Origin of the sequence: Flavobacterium sp. IMCC34518, from assembly GCF_027111095.2 — a bacterium.
Classification (GTDB): Bacteria; Bacteroidota; Bacteroidia; order Flavobacteriales; family Flavobacteriaceae; genus Flavobacterium; species Flavobacterium praedii.
On record NZ_CP114284.2, the window covers coordinates 3036868 to 3053700 of the forward strand.

15 protein-coding genes are annotated in these 16833 nt (G+C 32.2%); 9 read left to right on the forward strand and 6 right to left on the reverse strand.

Annotation, left to right across the window (positions count from 1 at the left end; genetic code table 11):
• Window positions 1-391 precede the first annotated feature (391 nt).
• The 5 genes from OZP06_RS13045 to OZP06_RS13065 all read left to right on the forward strand — a co-directional run bounded on the left by OZP06_RS13045 (window position 392) and on the right by OZP06_RS13065 (window position 5636).
• A complete protein-coding gene (locus OZP06_RS13045) occupies window positions 392-1552 on the forward strand; it encodes an IS110 family transposase (protein ID WP_269222240.1) in 1161 nt (386 codons plus the stop codon).
• A gap of 161 nt (window positions 1553-1713) precedes the next feature.
• A complete protein-coding gene (locus tag OZP06_RS13050; protein WP_269222243.1) occupies window positions 1714-2502 on the forward strand; it encodes an NYN domain-containing protein in 789 nt (262 codons plus the stop codon).
• A gap of 359 nt (window positions 2503-2861) precedes the next feature.
• Window positions 2862-3443 (forward strand): non-canonical purine NTP diphosphatase, encoded by a 582-nt coding sequence (locus OZP06_RS13055; protein ID WP_281323811.1) that lies wholly within the window; start codon window positions 2862-2864, stop codon window positions 3441-3443.
• Between the two features lie 98 nt (window positions 3444-3541).
• Window positions 3542-4495, forward strand: coding sequence for a transporter (locus OZP06_RS13060; protein WP_269222244.1), 954 nt, complete (start codon window positions 3542-3544; stop codon window positions 4493-4495).
• 22 nt (window positions 4496-4517) lie between these two features.
• The gene (locus OZP06_RS13065; protein ID WP_269222245.1) at window positions 4518-5636 is read left to right on the forward strand and encodes a GTP cyclohydrolase; all 1119 of its coding nucleotides are present in this window, start codon (window positions 4518-4520) and stop codon (window positions 5634-5636) included.
• An 88-nt stretch (window positions 5637-5724) separates the two neighbouring features.
• Here the strand turns inward: OZP06_RS13065 and OZP06_RS13070 are convergent, their stop codons facing one another.
• The gene (locus OZP06_RS13070) at window positions 5725-6105 is read right to left on the reverse strand and encodes a PUR family DNA/RNA-binding protein (protein WP_269222246.1); all 381 of its coding nucleotides are present in this window, start codon (window positions 6103-6105) and stop codon (window positions 5725-5727) included.
• A gap of 68 nt (window positions 6106-6173) precedes the next feature.
• Window positions 6174-7934: an ABC transporter ATP-binding protein gene (locus tag OZP06_RS13075; RefSeq protein ID WP_269222247.1), complete on the reverse strand. Its 1761-nt coding sequence runs from the start codon at window positions 7932-7934 to the stop codon at window positions 6174-6176.
• 202 nt (window positions 7935-8136) lie between these two features.
• Here OZP06_RS13075 and OZP06_RS13080 point away from each other — a divergent pair, with 202 nt between their 5' ends.
• The 4 genes from OZP06_RS13080 to yajC all read left to right on the forward strand — a co-directional run bounded on the left by OZP06_RS13080 (window position 8137) and on the right by yajC (window position 11149).
• On the forward strand, window positions 8137-9243 hold the full coding sequence (locus OZP06_RS13080; RefSeq protein ID WP_281240235.1) for a Glu/Leu/Phe/Val dehydrogenase: 1107 nt from the start codon (window positions 8137-8139) through the stop codon (window positions 9241-9243).
• A 242-nt stretch (window positions 9244-9485) separates the two neighbouring features.
• Entirely contained in the window at window positions 9486-10397 is a 912-nt protein-coding gene (nusB, locus tag OZP06_RS13085; RefSeq protein WP_269224614.1) for a transcription antitermination factor NusB, read from the forward strand.
• 19 nt (window positions 10398-10416) lie between these two features.
• The gene (locus OZP06_RS13090; protein ID WP_281323812.1) at window positions 10417-10842 is read left to right on the forward strand and encodes a DUF1573 domain-containing protein; all 426 of its coding nucleotides are present in this window, start codon (window positions 10417-10419) and stop codon (window positions 10840-10842) included.
• Between the two features lie 31 nt (window positions 10843-10873).
• A complete protein-coding gene (yajC, locus tag OZP06_RS13095) occupies window positions 10874-11149 on the forward strand; it encodes a preprotein translocase subunit YajC (protein ID WP_269222249.1) in 276 nt (91 codons plus the stop codon).
• A gap of 83 nt (window positions 11150-11232) precedes the next feature.
• Here yajC and OZP06_RS13100 read toward each other — a convergent pair whose 3' ends face one another.
• The 4 genes from OZP06_RS13100 to OZP06_RS13115 form a co-directional block, all read right to left on the reverse strand.
• Entirely contained in the window at window positions 11233-11826 is a 594-nt protein-coding gene (locus OZP06_RS13100) for a hypothetical protein (RefSeq protein ID WP_281323813.1), read from the reverse strand.
• A 466-nt stretch (window positions 11827-12292) separates the two neighbouring features.
• Window positions 12293-13567, reverse strand: coding sequence for a peptidase T (gene pepT / locus OZP06_RS13105; RefSeq protein WP_281240232.1), 1275 nt, complete (start codon window positions 13565-13567; stop codon window positions 12293-12295).
• A gap of 146 nt (window positions 13568-13713) precedes the next feature.
• On the reverse strand, window positions 13714-14463 hold the full coding sequence (locus tag OZP06_RS13110) for a hypothetical protein (protein WP_281323814.1): 750 nt from the start codon (window positions 14461-14463) through the stop codon (window positions 13714-13716).
• Between the two features lie 265 nt (window positions 14464-14728).
• Entirely contained in the window at window positions 14729-16642 is a 1914-nt protein-coding gene (locus OZP06_RS13115) for an SPFH domain-containing protein (protein ID WP_269222254.1), read from the reverse strand.
• Window positions 16643-16833: the final 191 nt, after the last annotated feature.

A 16833-nucleotide genomic window follows, 5' to 3' on the forward strand; every position in this document is an offset into this window, starting at 1 on the left:
TTCCTGCTGTCCATTACAAGCTCTCCGTCATAAACCTTTTTTTCTATTGTGTCGCAAGGAGCTTCTTCCAGTCGCTCTTGCGTCAAAAGAAAAAATAGGTTTATTCCGTCGAGGCTTTCCATTTCCATCAGGGCTCATATCTTTGACTATGTTAAAAATATGAAATGTATCTTTGAAATACAACAATTGATAAGCAAAACGAAATGGCCAAATTCTATCGGGGCGAAATACATCTTTTGATGATATTGTAGACATTAGGTTAATCCATTTCGTTTTTATTACATTTCGAGTCACAATAGTACTTAAAGACCAGAATTTAATTTGGATCTTGTATAAAAAATGAGCAAAGATTTATGTAATATTTTGTTTATTGATTCTAAATCAAAGAGTTATGAATTTAAAGTATTCTGTTGGATTAGACGTTTCAAGCAAAAAAATTAATGCTTGTATTAGTGTTATTGATGAAAAACAAAAGGTAACTGTAAAGTCAAGTACCATTATTTCTAACACATTAAAAGGATTTTCTTCTTTGGAAGAGTGGATTTTAAAGCATAAAAAGGAAACTATTCCTGTGGTAATTTGCATGGAAGCTACAGGGATTTATCATGAGAATTGTGCTTATTGTTTGTTTGGGAAAGGATTTGATGTTTCTATAATTTTGCCTAATAAAGCAAAAAAATATTTGGAAGCTATTGGGCTCAAATCAAAAAATGACAGCATTGATGCCAAAGGATTATCACAAATGGGAGCCGAACAGTGCTTAGATTTATGGCAACCAATGGGATCCTTTTTCTATGAATTACGATTGTTGACAAGGCAACATCAAAATGTTACCGAATTGAAAACGGTTTTAAAAAACCAATTAGATGCGTTGAGTTTTGCAATGCACCATTTGGATTCAGTTACAAATCAATTAGAGCAAACCATAATTTTATTTGAGACACAGCTCAAAGAGTTGGACAAAGAAATAAAGATTCATTTGAAATCTAATAAAGAAGTTTATGACAAGACTGAAAATATATTGAAAATGAAAGGATTAGGAATTTTAACATTGAGTACTATTTTGGCTGAAACCAACGGTTTTACATTATTTACGAATTACAAACAGTTAGTGTCTTATGCGGGTTATGACGTAGTTGAAGCACAATCAGGAAAGCGTGTTGGTAAAACCAAAATATCAAAAAGAGGGAATTCAAGAATAAGACGCGCCTTACATATGCCGTCATTGGTAGTTATTCAATGCAAAGTTAAACCCTTCAAAGATTTATATGATAGAACCTATGAAAAACATGGAATAAAAATGAAAAGTTATGTGGCGGTTCAAAAAAAGATACTGACAATGATTTATCATTTATGGAAAAAGAATGAAGCTTACGATGCTATTTATCAGCTAAATATCCAAGAAGAGGAGCAAAAGTTGACCTCTCGGGCAATTGGCTTCGAAGAAGACACAATAGCAAAAAATAGCCCCAACATAAAAATTGAGGCTACACAAGGTAAACATCCAGTGAATAATCGCAAGAAGCTTCCTCTCGGTGTAACAAATATATAAAAATTAACCAAAATAAATTAGGTATTGAAGATAGTACCTAAAACACATGCAACAACTTTCTTTAATAAAAACACGTATATTTGAATCAGGTTAAATAGTAATATAAAAAGGATAAAATCAATTATCTAAAATCTACAATCCAAAGTCTAAAATAAAAAGAAATGTCTCAAATAGTAAAAGAACTAAAACTTGCTGTACTTATTGATGCCGACAATGTTCCTTATAGTAATGTCAAAGGAATGATGGAGGAAATCACCAAATATGGAACACCTACCACCAAACGTATTTATGCTGATTGGACGAAACCCAATGCCAACGGTTGGAAATCGGTTTTGCTCGAACATGCTATAACACCAATACAACAATACAGTTACACCGTAGGGAAAAATTCCTCTGATTCGGCGATGATTATTGACGCCATGGATTTGTTGTATTCAGACAAAGTAGATGGTTTTTGTATTGTTTCCAGTGATAGTGATTTTACACGTTTGGCTATTCGTTTGCGAGAATCGGGAATGAAAGTGATTGGGATTGGCGAGAAAAAAACACCGAATTCCTTCATTGTAGCTTGTGACCGATTTATTTATATTGAAGTTTTGGATGGTGCTATCAAAAAGAAAAAACCTAAACCTACTACTACTAATCCTAATGCTGAAACTAAAGATGCCAAAAAGATCCCAGAAAAAGAACCATCCGTAAAGATAGACAATCCGACTATCGATTTAATTGAAGATGCCATTGATGCTATTTGTGATGATGCTGGATGGGCATTTTTGGGTGATGTGGGGAATCTAATTGTAAAAAATAAACCCGAATTTGATCCAAGAAGTTATGGTTTTACCAAACTTACTCCAATGCTTAAATCGTTAACCGATATTTTGGAAATTGACGAAAGGGATTCGGATAAAAAAGGCATCAAACACGTATATGTGCGATTGCGATACACTTAAAATTAAAGCAAAAAAAGAGGGCTTTTTCAAGACCCTCTAATTTGTAAGTTCTGATTTATCATTATCAAACTTATACTATATGTCGTATAGTTGACTATTGAGATACTTTTTCTAATATTGAAATATTTGTGATATTATATGCTCAAGTAATTAATCAAAACCACAATCAAATTTACAGTTTATTTACGTATAAAATGCTTAATTTTAGGTTTTTAACTCTGTTTTAACGAGGTGTGTATTAATGATTTTATTTTTGAATTTACTAATTTATTTTTGTTTTTTTCAAATGGAATATTTAATCAATTTGATAATGTTAAACTGATATATTTGCAAACTTTAATCATATAAAAAATTAGCTGATGAAAATTGTCTTTGCAACTAATAACAAAAATAAAATTCTCGAAATTCAAAGTATGCTTCCTGAAAGTATAGAAATTATTAGTTTAGAAAGTATTGGTTGTCTAGAAGATATTCCAGAAACTGCGGATACTATTGAAGAAAATGCCATCATGAAAGCCAATTATGTAACTGAGAAATACGGTTACGATTGTTTTGCTGATGATACTGGACTTGAAGTGGATTCTCTAGATGGGGAACCCGGAGTTTACTCCGCGCGATATGCTGGCGAACAACGTTCTTCCGAAGATAATATGGATAAATTGCTTTTAAATCTTGAAGGTAAGACCGATAGAGTTGCCCAATTTAAAACCGTTATTACTTTAAATCTAAAAGGGGAGCAGTATCTTTTTACAGGAATTGCGAAAGGAGAAATCACTTTAGAAAAAAACGGTAATCAAGGTTTTGGTTATGACCCCATTTTTAGACCACAAGGCTATCAAGAAACATTCGCTCAATTGTCATTAGAGACAAAAAACCAAATCAGTCACAGAGGAAAAGCGACTCAGGAATTAATTGCGTTTTTAAATAAATATGAAGATTAGTGTAAAGAGCAAATCAAGAAGTTTTCAATCAAATGATAGTTACAATAAAATATAGTACATTTGAAATGCGTTATAGCTTTTCACTCAAATAATTCAGTATGTTCAATGTTAAAACAGTAGTTGCAGTATCTCTTTTTTTAATTCCAACAATTCATTATAGTCAACACACAGACGAGATCAATTCGAATAGACCGGGTGAATCTATGTCGGCTTTTGCTGTTGGAAAAACGGTACTTCAAATAGAGTCAGGAGTGTTTGGAATTCAGGAAAGTCATACCTTATCGAAATATGATGCCAATGGTTTTGGAATAGATTTTGAAGTGCGATATGGCGCATTCCTTGAGAATTTAGAATTCATTGCGGATGTTCAATTTGTAAATGAAAGATTTACTTATCCAATGAGAGTGGATGATAGAGCTGATTTTAAGCAATCTGTTATTGGTGCCAAATACCTGATTTATGATCCCAACAAAGGGTATAAAAAAGAGGTGAATATATACAGTTGGAATGCCAACCATAAATTCAATTGGCATCAAGTAATTCCAGCTGTCGCTGTTTTTGCCGGAGCCAATTTTACAGGGGCTGACAATCCATTTTATTTTTCTCCAGAATCGAGTATTTCTCCAAAAGTGGCTATCATTTTGCAAAATCATTTGGGTGATGGTTCTTGGGTATTTGTAACCAATATTATTTCAAACTATATGACTACGGACTATCCAAGTTTGAGTTATATCTTGACTTTGACTAAAGGAATTAATGATAAATGGTCTGCCTTTGTGGAAAATCAAGGTATTAAAAGTGATTTTTATAGTGATGCCATTGTAAGAGGTGGAGCAGCTTATTTAATCAACAAGAATTTGCAAGTTGATGCTTCTATAAGTACTAATTTTAAAGATACACCCTCTATTCTTTATGGAGGGGTTGGAATGTCTTGGCGATGGGATGGCCGATATAAAGAAGTCCAACTTTTGACCAAAGAAGAGCAGGCCGCACAAAAAATGGCAAAAAAAACAAAAACCAAAAAAGGATTTAGAATATTTAATAAAAAGTAATAGCAATTCCCAATAAATAAAAATGATTACCATACAAGAAGCTAAGACCAAAAATGAGTTAATAGAATTTATAAAATTCCCTTTTGCCTTATACAAAGACAATCCGTATTGGGTTCCTCCTATAATTGCGGATGAGTTGGAAACTTTTGATAAAACAAAAAACCCAGCTTTTAATAGTGCCGAAGCCAATTTTTATATAGCATATAAAAACAATGTTATGGCGGGTAGAATTGCTACAATCATAAATTGGGACGAAGTCAATTACCAACAAAAAAAGAAAGTTCGTTTTGGCTGGTTCGATGTCGTTGATGATATCGAAGTGACCAAAGCGTTGCTCGAGAAAGTATATGAATTGGGTCTAAAAAATAATTTAGAATATGTTGAAGGTCCGATGGGATTTTCGAATCTAGATAAAGTAGGTGTTTTGACAGAAGGGTTCGATGAACTTGGAACCATGATAACATGGTACAATCATCCGTATTATGCAACGCATTTTGAACAATTGGGGTATGTGACCGAAAAAGAATATGTTGAAAATAAATTTCCTTTCGCTAATGCTAAACCAGAATTTTTTGAAAGAATAAATGAGTTAGTCAAAACAAGGTACCAACTCAAACCCATCAATTTCAAATCGACCAAAGCGGTAATGCCATATGTAGATAAAATGTTTGATTTGTTTAATGAATCCTACGCGAATTTGTCTTCTTTTGTAGCAATATCCGACATTCAAAAGGAATATTTCAAGAAAAAATACATCAGTTTCATCAATCCGGAATACATAAAATATGTCGAAGATAAAAATGGAAATTTAGTGGCATTTGCCATTGTGATGCCGAGTTTTTCAAAAGCACTTCAAAAAGCTAATGGTAAATTATTTCCTTTTGGCTTTCTTCATTTATTGAATGCAAGACGCAATAGTAAAGATGTTGTTTTCTACCTTATCGGAGTGCATCCAGATTATCAAAACAAAGGGGTTACGGCTATTATTTTTAATGAATACCATAAAACATTTACTGAAAAAGGAATTGAAAACTGTTTTAGGACTCCAGAATTGGCAGACAATATTGCTATTCAGTTGCTATGGAAAAACTTTAATCCAGTAGTTCATTGTCGAAGAAAAACGTTTCGAAAAGCGCTATAAGCATAGAGTTTCTATTTACTATAAATAAAAAAAGACCGACAGAAGTTAATTTCTCTCGGTCTTTTTTTATTTCTGTTTTAATTTGGATTTAAATATCGTCAAATTCGATATCGGTAAAACTAGAGGTACTTGGAATAATATCTTCATTAGTTTTGTCTAAAGCATATTCCTTTTTGAAATCTTTTTGGTGTCTTTCAGAGATTACTTCTTCGCCTTTGTGGTTTAAAACATAAGAAGTCATTTCTTCTAAAATTTCTGAAAATGCGGTAAAATCTTCTTTATATAAATAGATTTTGTGTTTTTTGAAATGAAAAGAACCGTCTTCTTCAGTGAATTTTTTACTTTCGGTAATTGTAATGTAATAATCATCAGCTTTAGTAGCTCTTACATCAAAGAAATAGGTTCTTCTGCCAGCTCTTAAAACTTTTGAAAATATTTCTTCTTTTTCTAACATATCATTTTCTCTCATAATCTTTTCGTCATTTTTTTTATTTAATAGCAATCAAAAATCATAAAAATATATGTATTATACAACAATTAAAGCAATTCTTTTTCTGAAAGTTGCTTTGTGTAGAGAGCAGAATAGTGTCCGTTTTGGTTTATTAATTGATTATGAGAACCTTGTTCGATTATTTTGCCATCTTCCAGAATAATTATTTTGTCCGCATTTTTTGCTGATGAGACCCTATGGCTGACAATTATGGTGGTTTTGTTTTTGCAAATTTGGTAGAGATTGTTCAAAATCGCCTCTTCAGTTTCAGTATCAACCGCGGATAAGCAATCATCAAAAAGTAATATTTCCGGGTTTTTTATGATCGCCCTTGCTATCGAAACACGTTGTTTTTGACCTCCGGAAAGCGTTATGCCTCTTTCTCCTAAAATGGTGTCATACCCTTTGTTAAAATTAGCGATATTGTCGTGAACAACAGCGCTTTTTGCGGCAGCTTCCACTTCTGGATCAGTTGCATCTTCTTTTCCAAATTTGATGTTGTTCTTGATGCTATCTGAAAATAAAAAAGCATCCTGTGGAACTACTCCAATACTGTTTCGTAAATCAAATAAATTGAGTTGGCTGATTTCTTTATTGTCAATCAAAATTTTACCGGTGGTAGTGTCATACAATCTGGAGATTAAAGATATAATAGTTGATTTTCCAGACCCCGTTTTTCCTAAAATAGCTAAGGTTTCTCCTTTCTTAACTGTAAAAGTTACGTTTTGAAGTGCTTTTATATGAGTGTCTTCATACGTGTAACTCACATTTTCAAACGAAATACTTCCTTCGATTTTAGATCTATTGGTATTCTTGTTTTGTATTTCGGGCACAATTTTCAAAAATTCATTCAATCTTTTTTGTGATGCTTCAGCCTCTTGAACCATTGACGAGACCCATCCTAGAGAAGCAACTGGCCATGTCAGCATATTTACGTATAAAATAAACTCAGCAATGGTTCCAATATTTTTTATAGTTCCATTTATATACATTAATCCTCCAAAGTAGATTACAATTAAGTTGCTTATTCCTATAAGTGCAAGCATTAGTGGTCCAAATAGTGATTGTACTTTGGCTAAACTTAAACTTTTGCTTTTGCTTTCGTTTGCTAAATTGGTTATAAGTGTTTGATTTTGGTCTTCCAGTGAATACGCTTTTATAACGCGTATTCCAGAGAATACTTCTTGGGTATAACTGGAAACTTTTGATAAATACTGCTGAAAAGTTGTAGATCTTTTGTTGATTTCAGAACTTAATTTAAAAATACAAAAAGATAAAATAGGCAAAGGTAAAATAGTGTACAAAGTAAGTCGCGGAGATACATTATACATGTAGCCAATTACGATCGAAAAGCGAATAAAAGTATTGATGGTGTACATAACAGCTGGTCCTACGTACATACGTACCTTAGAAACATCTTCGCTGATGCGATTCATCAAATCACCTGTTCGGTTTTGTTTGTAAAAATTTTGAGAAAGATTTTCATATTGACGAAAGACTTCATTCTTTAAATCAAATTCAATGTGGCGAGACATCACGATTAGTGTTTGTCTCATCAAGAATGTTAGAAATCCAGCAACGATTGTAGTGGCAATTATCAATAAAATATTTGAAATCAATTGTTGACTTATTATACTGGTATCAACTGCTTTACTTTTTGAAAAAGCTTCAATTTCATTAAATGATTTACTGATGAGTTTAGGTGTAAATAATGAAAATATTTGTGCGATTATTGTGATAATTATTCCAAGTAAAAAGCTGTATTTGTATTTGATGAAATATTTGTTTAAATAGCGTAATTCTTTCATATTTTGATATATTCAGTATTGAATTGTTTTTGTTATTTATTTAATGTTTAAAATTTAACAATTGTTTTGTCAATTTGTAGTTTTGTTTTTGTTGTGATATATTTATTTTTAAATAATTTTAATAAAGTATATTTATTTTTTACGTATGTTTGAGATGTCTTTTTGATAAATTCGTAATTTTTAACTAAAAACAAATAGTACTATGAATGCTACTGTTACCACGGGGAAAGAACTTCAAAAAATGGATCCTGTTTTCGGACAATTATCTTTTAATGATCATGAACAAATTGTTTTTTGCAATGACAAAGATACAGGATTAAAAGCAATTATTGGTATTCATAATTCGGTTATGGGACCAGCATTGGGGGGGACTCGTATGTTTAATTATGCAAATGAATGGGATGCCTTGAATGATGTTTTGCGTCTTTCTAGAGGAATGACCTATAAAGCTGCAATCACGGGATTGAATATTGGTGGTGGAAAAGCTGTTATTATGGGTGATGCAAAAACACAGAAAACACCTGAGTTAATGCGTAAATTTGGCGAATTTGTTCACTCTTTAAGTGGAAGATATATTACTGCTGAAGATGTTGGAATGGAAACTTCAGATATGGATTTGGTTAGAGATGTAACACCTTATGTCACTGGGATTTCTGAAGAAAGAGGTGGTGCGGGAAATCCTTCTCCAGTTACTGCTTTTGGAGTTTATATGGGTATGAAAGCTGCTGCGAAACAGCAATTTGGAACCGATAATTTAGAAGGTAAAAAAATATTGGTTCAAGGAATTGGACACGTAGGGGAGACGTTGGTAGATTATTTAACAAAAGAAGGAGCTGTTGTATTTATTGCTGATATTAATGAAGAGAAATTATACGAAGTAGCAAAGAAATATAATGCTCAAATTTTTACAGGCGACGATTTGTATAGTGCTGATGTCGATATTTATGCACCTTGTGCTATGGGAGCAACCATAAATGATATTACCGTAAACAAAATTAAAGCTAAAGTAATTGCTGGTGCTGCAAATAATCAATTGGCAAACGAAAATACTCACGGTTTGATCTTGCAAGAAAGAGGAATTCTTTATGCGCCAGATTTCTTGATCAATGCTGGTGGTATTATCAATGTGTATGCTGAATTGGCTCATTATGACAAAGCAGAAATTATGCGTAAAACAGAAAATATTTATAATACGACATTAGAGATTTTTGATTATGCTGTTGCAAATGGAATTACAACGCATCAAGCAGCGTTGACAATTGCACAAAATCGTATTGATTTAAGAAAAATAGAAAACGAAAAGAAGTAGTCAGTATTCAGTTTCTTAGTATTCAGTTTTGAAAGAGTGTTCAGTATTTTTATTTTGAAAATGCTGAACACTTTTTTTTCGTGCAAATACGGATCACTAAAAAACTGACCACTGATCACTGATTATTTTCTCAAATAAAGCAGGTATAAATTTTCATTTAATAGATGAAATTCTTATTTTTGCCAACTAATTTTAAAAGTTCTTACAAGGTGGTAAATAGAAGACACATTCGCGTTAAAGTCATGCAATCCATTTATGCAATGCATCAAAATGGTTCTGACAATCTAGAAAAGGAAGAGAAATTCCTCATGTATAGTATTGACGCTATTCAAGATTTATACCTAATAATGCTTTCTTCATTGATAGAGATATGTAAAAAAGAAACAGTTTTTTTACATTTATCAAGCCAAAAACATTTGGCAACAAAAGAAGAGCGTAACCCAAATGAAAAATTCATCAAAAACAGAATTTTTCAAATTCTTGCCGAAAACAATTCTTTAAGCATTGCACTTGAAAATCGTTCCATCAATAATTGGGAATTAAATGATGATTATATAATTCTGTTGCTAAATGCAATAAAGGAAAGTGAATTGTATGCAAAATACATGAGTAATCCTGCTTCTACTTTTGAAGAAGATAAAGAATTTATTGTTGACATTTTCTCGGAAGTTATTGTTCCTAACGAAAAGTTGTATGATTATTTAGAAGACGATAAATTAACTTGGATTGATGATATTCCTTTGGTAAATACTCATATTGTTAAGCAACTAAAAGCAATTAAGCAAGGTGAAGATGATAATTTTAGAGTTCCGAAATTATACAAAGACAATGAAGATAAAGCTTATGTAAAAGACTTGTTTAGAAAAACAATTCTAAACGAAACCGAATTGGCTAAGGAATATGTAGATAAAACACCTAATTGGGATAGTGAGCGTATAGCTGAAATCGATACGATTATCCTTAAGATGGCCATTTGTGAGTTCTTGAAATTCCCATCAATTCCTGTAAAAGTAACTTTGAATGAGTATTTAGAATTGGCTAAAGAATATTCAACTCCAAAAAGCAGTATTTTTATTAATGGAATATTGGATAATTTGGTTAAAGAACTTGAAGGAAATAAAAGAATTGTTAAGATAGGAAGAGGATTGATGTAATTTTAATTTTTCTATTATAATGGATAAAAAAGCAATACCCACACTACTTTTTTTTGTATTGATAACCATTTTTTCTTGTAAAAAGAGCAGTAATGTTTTAGATAGAGATAGTGCAGTAACCGATATGAATTTTTCAGAAAAAATGCATGATTTTGGTTCCGTGAATCAAGGAGATAAAGTAGGTACAGAATTTGAGTTTACAAATTCGGGAAATGTGGATTTAATAATTACAGACGCTGTTGGATCTTGTGGTTGTACAGTTCCGGAATTTCCGAAAAATGCCATTAAGCCTGGTGAAAACGGTAGTATTAAAGTTTTATTTAATTCTACTAATAGATCAGGGATACAAAATAAATCTGTTACAATTACAGCAAATACAACAAAAGGTACTGAAATTTTAAACATAAAAGCAAACGTAATTCCGAGAATAGGAATTGCGCAATAATTTTTTAACATAAAAACTAAATATTTAAATTATGGGACAATTACAACAGTTCTTGCCGTTTCTATTAATGTTCGTAGTCATTTATTTCTTTATGATAAGACCACAACAAAAAAGAGCTAAAAATGAAAAAGAATTTGAAAGCGCATTAAAAGTAGGAGATAAAATCATTACAAAAAGTGGTATTCATGGTAAGATAGCTGAGCTAGGTGATTCAACGGTAATTATTGAAACTATGGCTGGAAAAATAAAAATGGAACGTTCTTCTATTTCAATGGAATTTAGTGCTACTTTGAATAAAAAGGCATAATTTATTCGATATAATAACAAAAACCCCAAACTTCTGTCTGTTTCAGACTGAAATTTGGGGTTTTTATTTTTAAAATAAAAAACTTATTTCTTTTTGTTTTTTTTATTTTTTTTGTTCTTTTTTGCTTTTGCTTTCATCTTTTTTTCCTTGGCTTTCGCTTTTACCTTTGCTTTTTTTGCTTTGTCTTTTTTGGCTTTCTTAGCTTTTTTTGCTTTTGCTTTCGCTTTTTCTTTTGCTTTTGCCTTTTTAGCTTTTTCTTTTTCTTTTTCTTTTTCTTTCATTTTGGATTTTTTCTTTTTGCTTTTCTTTTTTTCTTCATCTTCAGAAATAATTGCTTTATCCTGAGTTTTAATTTTTTCAATAATTGGCTCATTAGCTGCGCTAGCTATAACTCCAGTTGATGTAGATGGAATTTTTGTTTTGTTGGATTTTGGAGTGGTCCTTGTAGAATTTGATTTTGTAACAGCTGATTTTTCAACAGCTGGTTTTGCAACAGCTGGTTTTGTACTGATTGCTTTAACAGCAGTTGGTTTAGTAACAGCTGTCTTTGCAGTTGTCGATTTAACGGCGGATGGTTTTGCTATTGCAGGTTTTACTATTTCAGTTTTTTCGGTTTTTGAAATGTCTGTATTCTCTGTTTTCTCAGTCACTACATTTTCATCTTTTTTTTCTATCATAATTGTATATTGTTAATGTTTTATTTTTATTTTGGTATTTTTGTAAAATCAGGAAGTGGTTTGTAAATATCTCAATATTAATAAATTGTTAGTTTTACATTAACAAATATAATGAATATATGAATGTTGTAATGTTAAGGTTTTGCTGATTTTTTATTTTGTGTGTTTAGTTTAGGAGGTATAATTTTTATGGTGATTCTAAATACATATTTTAACAAAAAAGAGTTTCAAAATTAATCTAATTAATTTCGAAACTCTTTTTTGTTTTAAATTCATTTTTAGCCTGTATTTAAACATAGATTTCGAATTAGAAATCTACTATAGCTAAATTCATTTTCTAATAAAGCGCTTACTCTTATTTATGATGATTAAAAGTTTTTTTTATTGTTTAAAATGCAATGGGGTCAAGTGTAAACTTTTAATTAAACTTTAAATAGATAGGCTTTATAGGAATATATAATTTTATTTATTTTTTTCTTGATATGATTTCTTTATTTAAATATTCACCTTTGGCAGTCAATTCTGCAATTCTTATAATGACATTTACTGCCTTTTGCATGCTTTCTACTGGAACATATTCGTATTTTCCGTGAAAGTTATGTCCGCCAGCAAAAATGTTAGGGCAGGGCAATCCTTTGTATGATAATTGACAGCCATCAGTACCGCCACGAATAGGTTTTATAAGTGGCTTTATGCCTAATTCTCTCATCGCTTTTTCTGCAATAAAAACAATATGTTTTACGGGAGTTACCTTTTCTTTCATATTATAGTATTGGTCTTTAACAGTTGCAATCACAATATCTTCACCAAATTGTTTGGCAAATTTTTTGTTGATTTTTTTTGCGATTTTAGCAATTAAATCTTTTCGTTTTTCAAATTTTAATTTGTTATGATCTCTGATTATTAATTCTAAAACCGTTTCTTCAATACTTCCTGTTAACTGATGCACATGAAAAAAACCTTGATATCCTTTGGTTTCCTGTGGAGTTTCGTCTTTTGGTAATTCATTGATAAAGTCATTAGCGATTAGCATTGAATTGATCATTTTTCCTTTAGCATAACCTGGGTGAACACTTTTTCCTTTAAAGGTTATTTTGGCTCCTGCTGCATTGAAGTTTTCATATTCTAATTCACCTACTTGGCTTCCGTCCATAGTATAAGCCCATTCTGCGGCAAATTTTTCCACATCAAAGTGATGCGCTCCTCGGCCAATTTCTTCGTCAGGTGTAAAAGCAATTCTGATTTTGCCATGCTTGATATCAGGATTCTTGATTAAGAATTCCATTGCGGTTACAATCTCGGTGATTCCCGCTTTATCGTCAGCACCTAAGAGAGTCGTTCCGTCTGTTGTAATTAAGGTTTGTCCTTTGTATTGTAGTAAATCTTTAAAATAGGTAGGTGATAAAATTATATTTTGTGCAGCATTCAAAACAATGTCTTTACCGTCATAATTTGGAATAATTTGTGGTTTTACATTCGCACCTGTAAAATCTGGTGTGGTATCAAAGTGAGAAATAAAACCAATTGTTGGTACATCATGATCTACATTACTGGGTAATGTTGCCATTATATAAGCCTTGTCGTCTATGGTTACATCTTGTAAACCAATGTTTTTTAATTCTTCAACTAGTATATTGGCTAGATCCCATTGTTTTGAAGTACTTGGAGTGGTACTTGAATTTGCATCTGATTCAGTGTCGATTGTTACATAACTTATGAAACGGTCAATTATATGTTGCATGGTATTTATTTTTGAGCAAATATAAACATTTTTAAAAAACTGTAGTTCTTGGTTTGGAGCTCGTAAAAAAGAAAAAAAAATATCCATTTTTCAATGGATATTTTTATGTTATTGTTTGGGTATTAGTGTTTATTTCAGAGCAATGTTTAGTTTGGTTTAACAGCTTTTTCAGCAGCAATTTTTGCTTCAGCAGCAGCTTTTTTCTCTGCTTCAGCTGTTGCTTTTGCAATTTGTTCATCTAGCATTGTAGATTTTTGTAAAGCTAATTTCGCAGATTCTGCTAGTTTTGCGTCAGCTTCTGCTTTTTCTTTTTTTAGTTTTTCAACATCTTTGATTAATTTCTCTTGTGCATCTTTAGCTTTCCCAGCTTCTTTTTCATAAGCCGCTATTTTTTCTTTAGAAATTTTTTCAGCTTCATCAGCCGCTTTTTTATCGGCTTCTGCTTTTGCTTTCAATGCTATTGCTTCTTCTTTTGCTGCTTTTTCTTCAGCTTCGGCTTTTGCTTTTGCCTCGATGGCAGCTACTCTTGCAGCTTCTTTTGCCTCAGCGGCACCTTTAGCTTCAGCTTCAGCTTTTACTTTAGCAGCTATGGCAGCCTCTTTTGCCGCAGTTATTTTTGCTTGCTCTGCTGCTTTTTTGTCTGCTTCGGCTTTTGCTTTAGCCGCTTTTTCTTCGGCTATTTTAGCTTCTGCAACTGCTTTTTTTTCGGCTTCAATTTTTGCTAAATATGCTTTTTCTTGATCTTTTAAATCTTGCATTTGTTTTTTAAAATCAATTGGAGCAGTTGTTGTTGCTGTAGAACTTTCGGAACTTACAGTTTCATTTTTGGATTCTTGAGCAAAGAAAGTTTGTGTTAGTAAAAGAAAAATAATTGCAAATGGTACCTTTATATTCATAATAATGTGGTATTTGGTTAGTTATGGTTAATTTTGGATTTTACAAATATAACTTTTTTTTCATTTTTTTAACTTTTTATGTGTGTTTTATTTTTAAATTTGGTTAAAATTTAAATTTATATGTTTTTTAATTTACAAGTCTTACAATTAAACTATGTATTATAGGATTTTATTTTATTTAATAACAAAAAATTAAAAAAGGTGTTTTTATTAAATAAAAAAATCTGCTTTTTACAGCAGATTTTTAAAAATAGAATTGCAATTTTTATAGCTCTTTTTTGACAACTACTTTGCTTTTTTCAGTATCCATCATTTCCATGAGTTTTAGACCCAATAATCCGCTCATAGATCCGTCTGTTCCGTTGCTTCCGGAAATAAGGACATCTGGAATGACTTTGATTTTTCCTTTTCCTATTTCTTCGGTGATTTTGTATTTTGTAAAATTATCTCCACCCATTGCGGAAACTTGCAGTTGATAGGCCTCTGCTGTTGACTTACCAATTGCCATAATTTTTTCGGCTTCGGCAAGACCCGTTTTAGAGATTCTTTCGGCTTCGGCACTGGCAGTCAATTTGGTTGCTTCGGCTTGTGCACCTGCTCTTGCTTTGGTAGCTTCAGCTTCTGCATTGGCTCGCATTTTTGTAGCTTCTGCTTCGGCATTTACATTAAGTTTTAAACTTGTTGCGTCTCCTTCTGCTTTTTTAACGGTTGCATCGGCTGTTCGTTGTGCAATTTCAACACTTTGAGATGCTTTTACGATTTCTTTTTGCATATCAGCAATGGCGGTTTCTTTTTCCATTCCTTGACGTTGCTCTTGCGCCATTTTTTGAGTTTGATAGGTTTTTTGCTCTTCTTCGGCAATTTTTCTATCTGTCAATGTTTTCATTAACGATTCAGGTGGAACAATATCTCCAATTAAGGTATCAACTGCGTTAACATTGTATTCGTCCAAAACGACTTTGATGTGATTTTTTGCTGATTCCTGACGTTCTTTTCTAGTCGAAAGAAATGAAATTACATCACTTTCCTGTGCCGAATTTCTAAAATAATTTCCAATCGTTGGTTCTAATACTTGAGAAACCAAATTGTTCATGCTTCCAAAACGGGCAATTACTTTTGGTGCCTCATTTGCAGGAACGTGAATGATTTGTGAAACATCCAGATTAAAAGGGAAACCATCTTTGGAACGCACCGTAATTGTTGAAAGGTTTTGATCCAAGTTATGAGATTCACTTCTGGCATCTGCCCAGTTTAATACCAAGTTAGTCGTAGGTACTGGTTCAAGTTTGGTAGTATATTTGTTAAGTGCATATTTTCCAGGGCCAAAAGGTTCCATCCAAACACCACGTTGTCCTTTTGACACTATATTTCCGTGTTTGAAGGTATCGCCAGTTACATCTTGCCCGTCTTCTCCAATGTAAGATATAACAACACCTACATAACCAATAGGCACATCTGTCATAGGGGTTTGTTCAATTTGAATTGCCCATGTATTGATATAATAAGAACCAGCTAGCATTACTTGCGGTTGCAATCCACGGTTTCCACCGTTTTTTAAGAATTGATCAAAATCTTGAAAGTTATTGTGGTTGTCTACAAACTTACCGGCAATTTGTCCAATCGGAATAGGTTCTCCATCCATTGCGGTTACAATCCCGACCATGTTTTCGGAAATGACTATTTGAGGAGAAATAACCACTTCAAACAAATGGGTGTTGATACGATACGATCCCGTTGTAATAAAAGCAGATTGTCTTCCTTTTTGTCCGCCATTGTCAAGAAATAGAGTGGCGTCTTGAAAATTGTCTGAACTCACTTTTTGAGCAAGAATTCGTCCAGTTGGTATTTCGGCTCCATCTTTACTTAGTAACAATCCGATATTTCCTTCTGGAATAATAGTAAAGGATGCCATGTCTATCGAAAATTGCCATGGCCACATCGCCCAATATAATCCTGGGGCAAGCGTTTTGGCTTGGTAACCAGCTTCTCCTTTGGTTGCGATAATTCTGCCGTCTGGCAATGATTTATCAGCGCCAAAAAGCACGAATTTTTTGGTAACTAAGCCAATTTTGTTTTCTGGAACGATAACCATTCCGAAGAAAACACGTAAAACAAATTTGTAAAAAAGAAAGGATAATACAATTAAGAATATCCACCAGTAGGTAAGAAAAAATAGCATAGTGGTTAAGGTTTAGATTACAAACATAATTTATTTTTCTTGTTTTTAGTTTCTTATTTTGAAGTATTTTTCAACTTTTTTGATGCTAATTTTCATTCTGTTTTTGTTCAGTTTGTTGTCATTCGTTTTGATTTGAAAAGTATAATTCTGATCTTGAGATACGGGTTTGCGTGAGGGGTAGAGCAAGGCGC

Bases quoted from the DNA above. Each gene is read 5' to 3' on its own strand.
- OZP06_RS13045 (WP_269222240.1), top strand. From the start codon at position 392: ATGAATTTAAAGTATTCTGTTGGATTAGACGTTTCAAGCAAAAAAATT.
- OZP06_RS13050 (WP_269222243.1), top strand. From the start codon at position 1,714: ATGTCTCAAATAGTAAAAGAACTAAAACTTGCTGTACTTATTGATGCC.
- OZP06_RS13055 (WP_281323811.1), top strand. From the start codon at position 2,862: ATGAAAATTGTCTTTGCAACTAATAACAAAAATAAAATTCTCGAAATT.
- OZP06_RS13060 (WP_269222244.1), top strand. From the start codon at position 3,542: ATGTTCAATGTTAAAACAGTAGTTGCAGTATCTCTTTTTTTAATTCCA.
- OZP06_RS13065 (WP_269222245.1), top strand. From the start codon at position 4,518: ATGATTACCATACAAGAAGCTAAGACCAAAAATGAGTTAATAGAATTT.
- OZP06_RS13070 (WP_269222246.1), bottom strand. From the start codon at position 6,105: ATGAGAGAAAATGATATGTTAGAAAAAGAAGAAATATTTTCAAAAGTT.
- OZP06_RS13075 (WP_269222247.1), bottom strand. From the start codon at position 7,934: ATGAAAGAATTACGCTATTTAAACAAATATTTCATCAAATACAAATAC.
- OZP06_RS13080 (WP_281240235.1), top strand. From the start codon at position 8,137: ATGAATGCTACTGTTACCACGGGGAAAGAACTTCAAAAAATGGATCCT.
- nusB (WP_269224614.1), top strand. From the start codon at position 9,486: ATGCAATCCATTTATGCAATGCATCAAAATGGTTCTGACAATCTAGAA.
- OZP06_RS13090 (WP_281323812.1), top strand. From the start codon at position 10,417: ATGGATAAAAAAGCAATACCCACACTACTTTTTTTTGTATTGATAACC.
- yajC (WP_269222249.1), top strand. From the start codon at position 10,874: ATGGGACAATTACAACAGTTCTTGCCGTTTCTATTAATGTTCGTAGTC.
- OZP06_RS13100 (WP_281323813.1), bottom strand. From the start codon at position 11,826: ATGATAGAAAAAAAAGATGAAAATGTAGTGACTGAGAAAACAGAGAAT.
- pepT (WP_281240232.1), bottom strand. From the start codon at position 13,567: ATGCAACATATAATTGACCGTTTCATAAGTTATGTAACAATCGACACT.
- OZP06_RS13110 (WP_281323814.1), bottom strand. From the start codon at position 14,463: ATGAATATAAAGGTACCATTTGCAATTATTTTTCTTTTACTAACACAA.
- OZP06_RS13115 (WP_269222254.1), bottom strand. From the start codon at position 16,642: ATGCTATTTTTTCTTACCTACTGGTGGATATTCTTAATTGTATTATCC.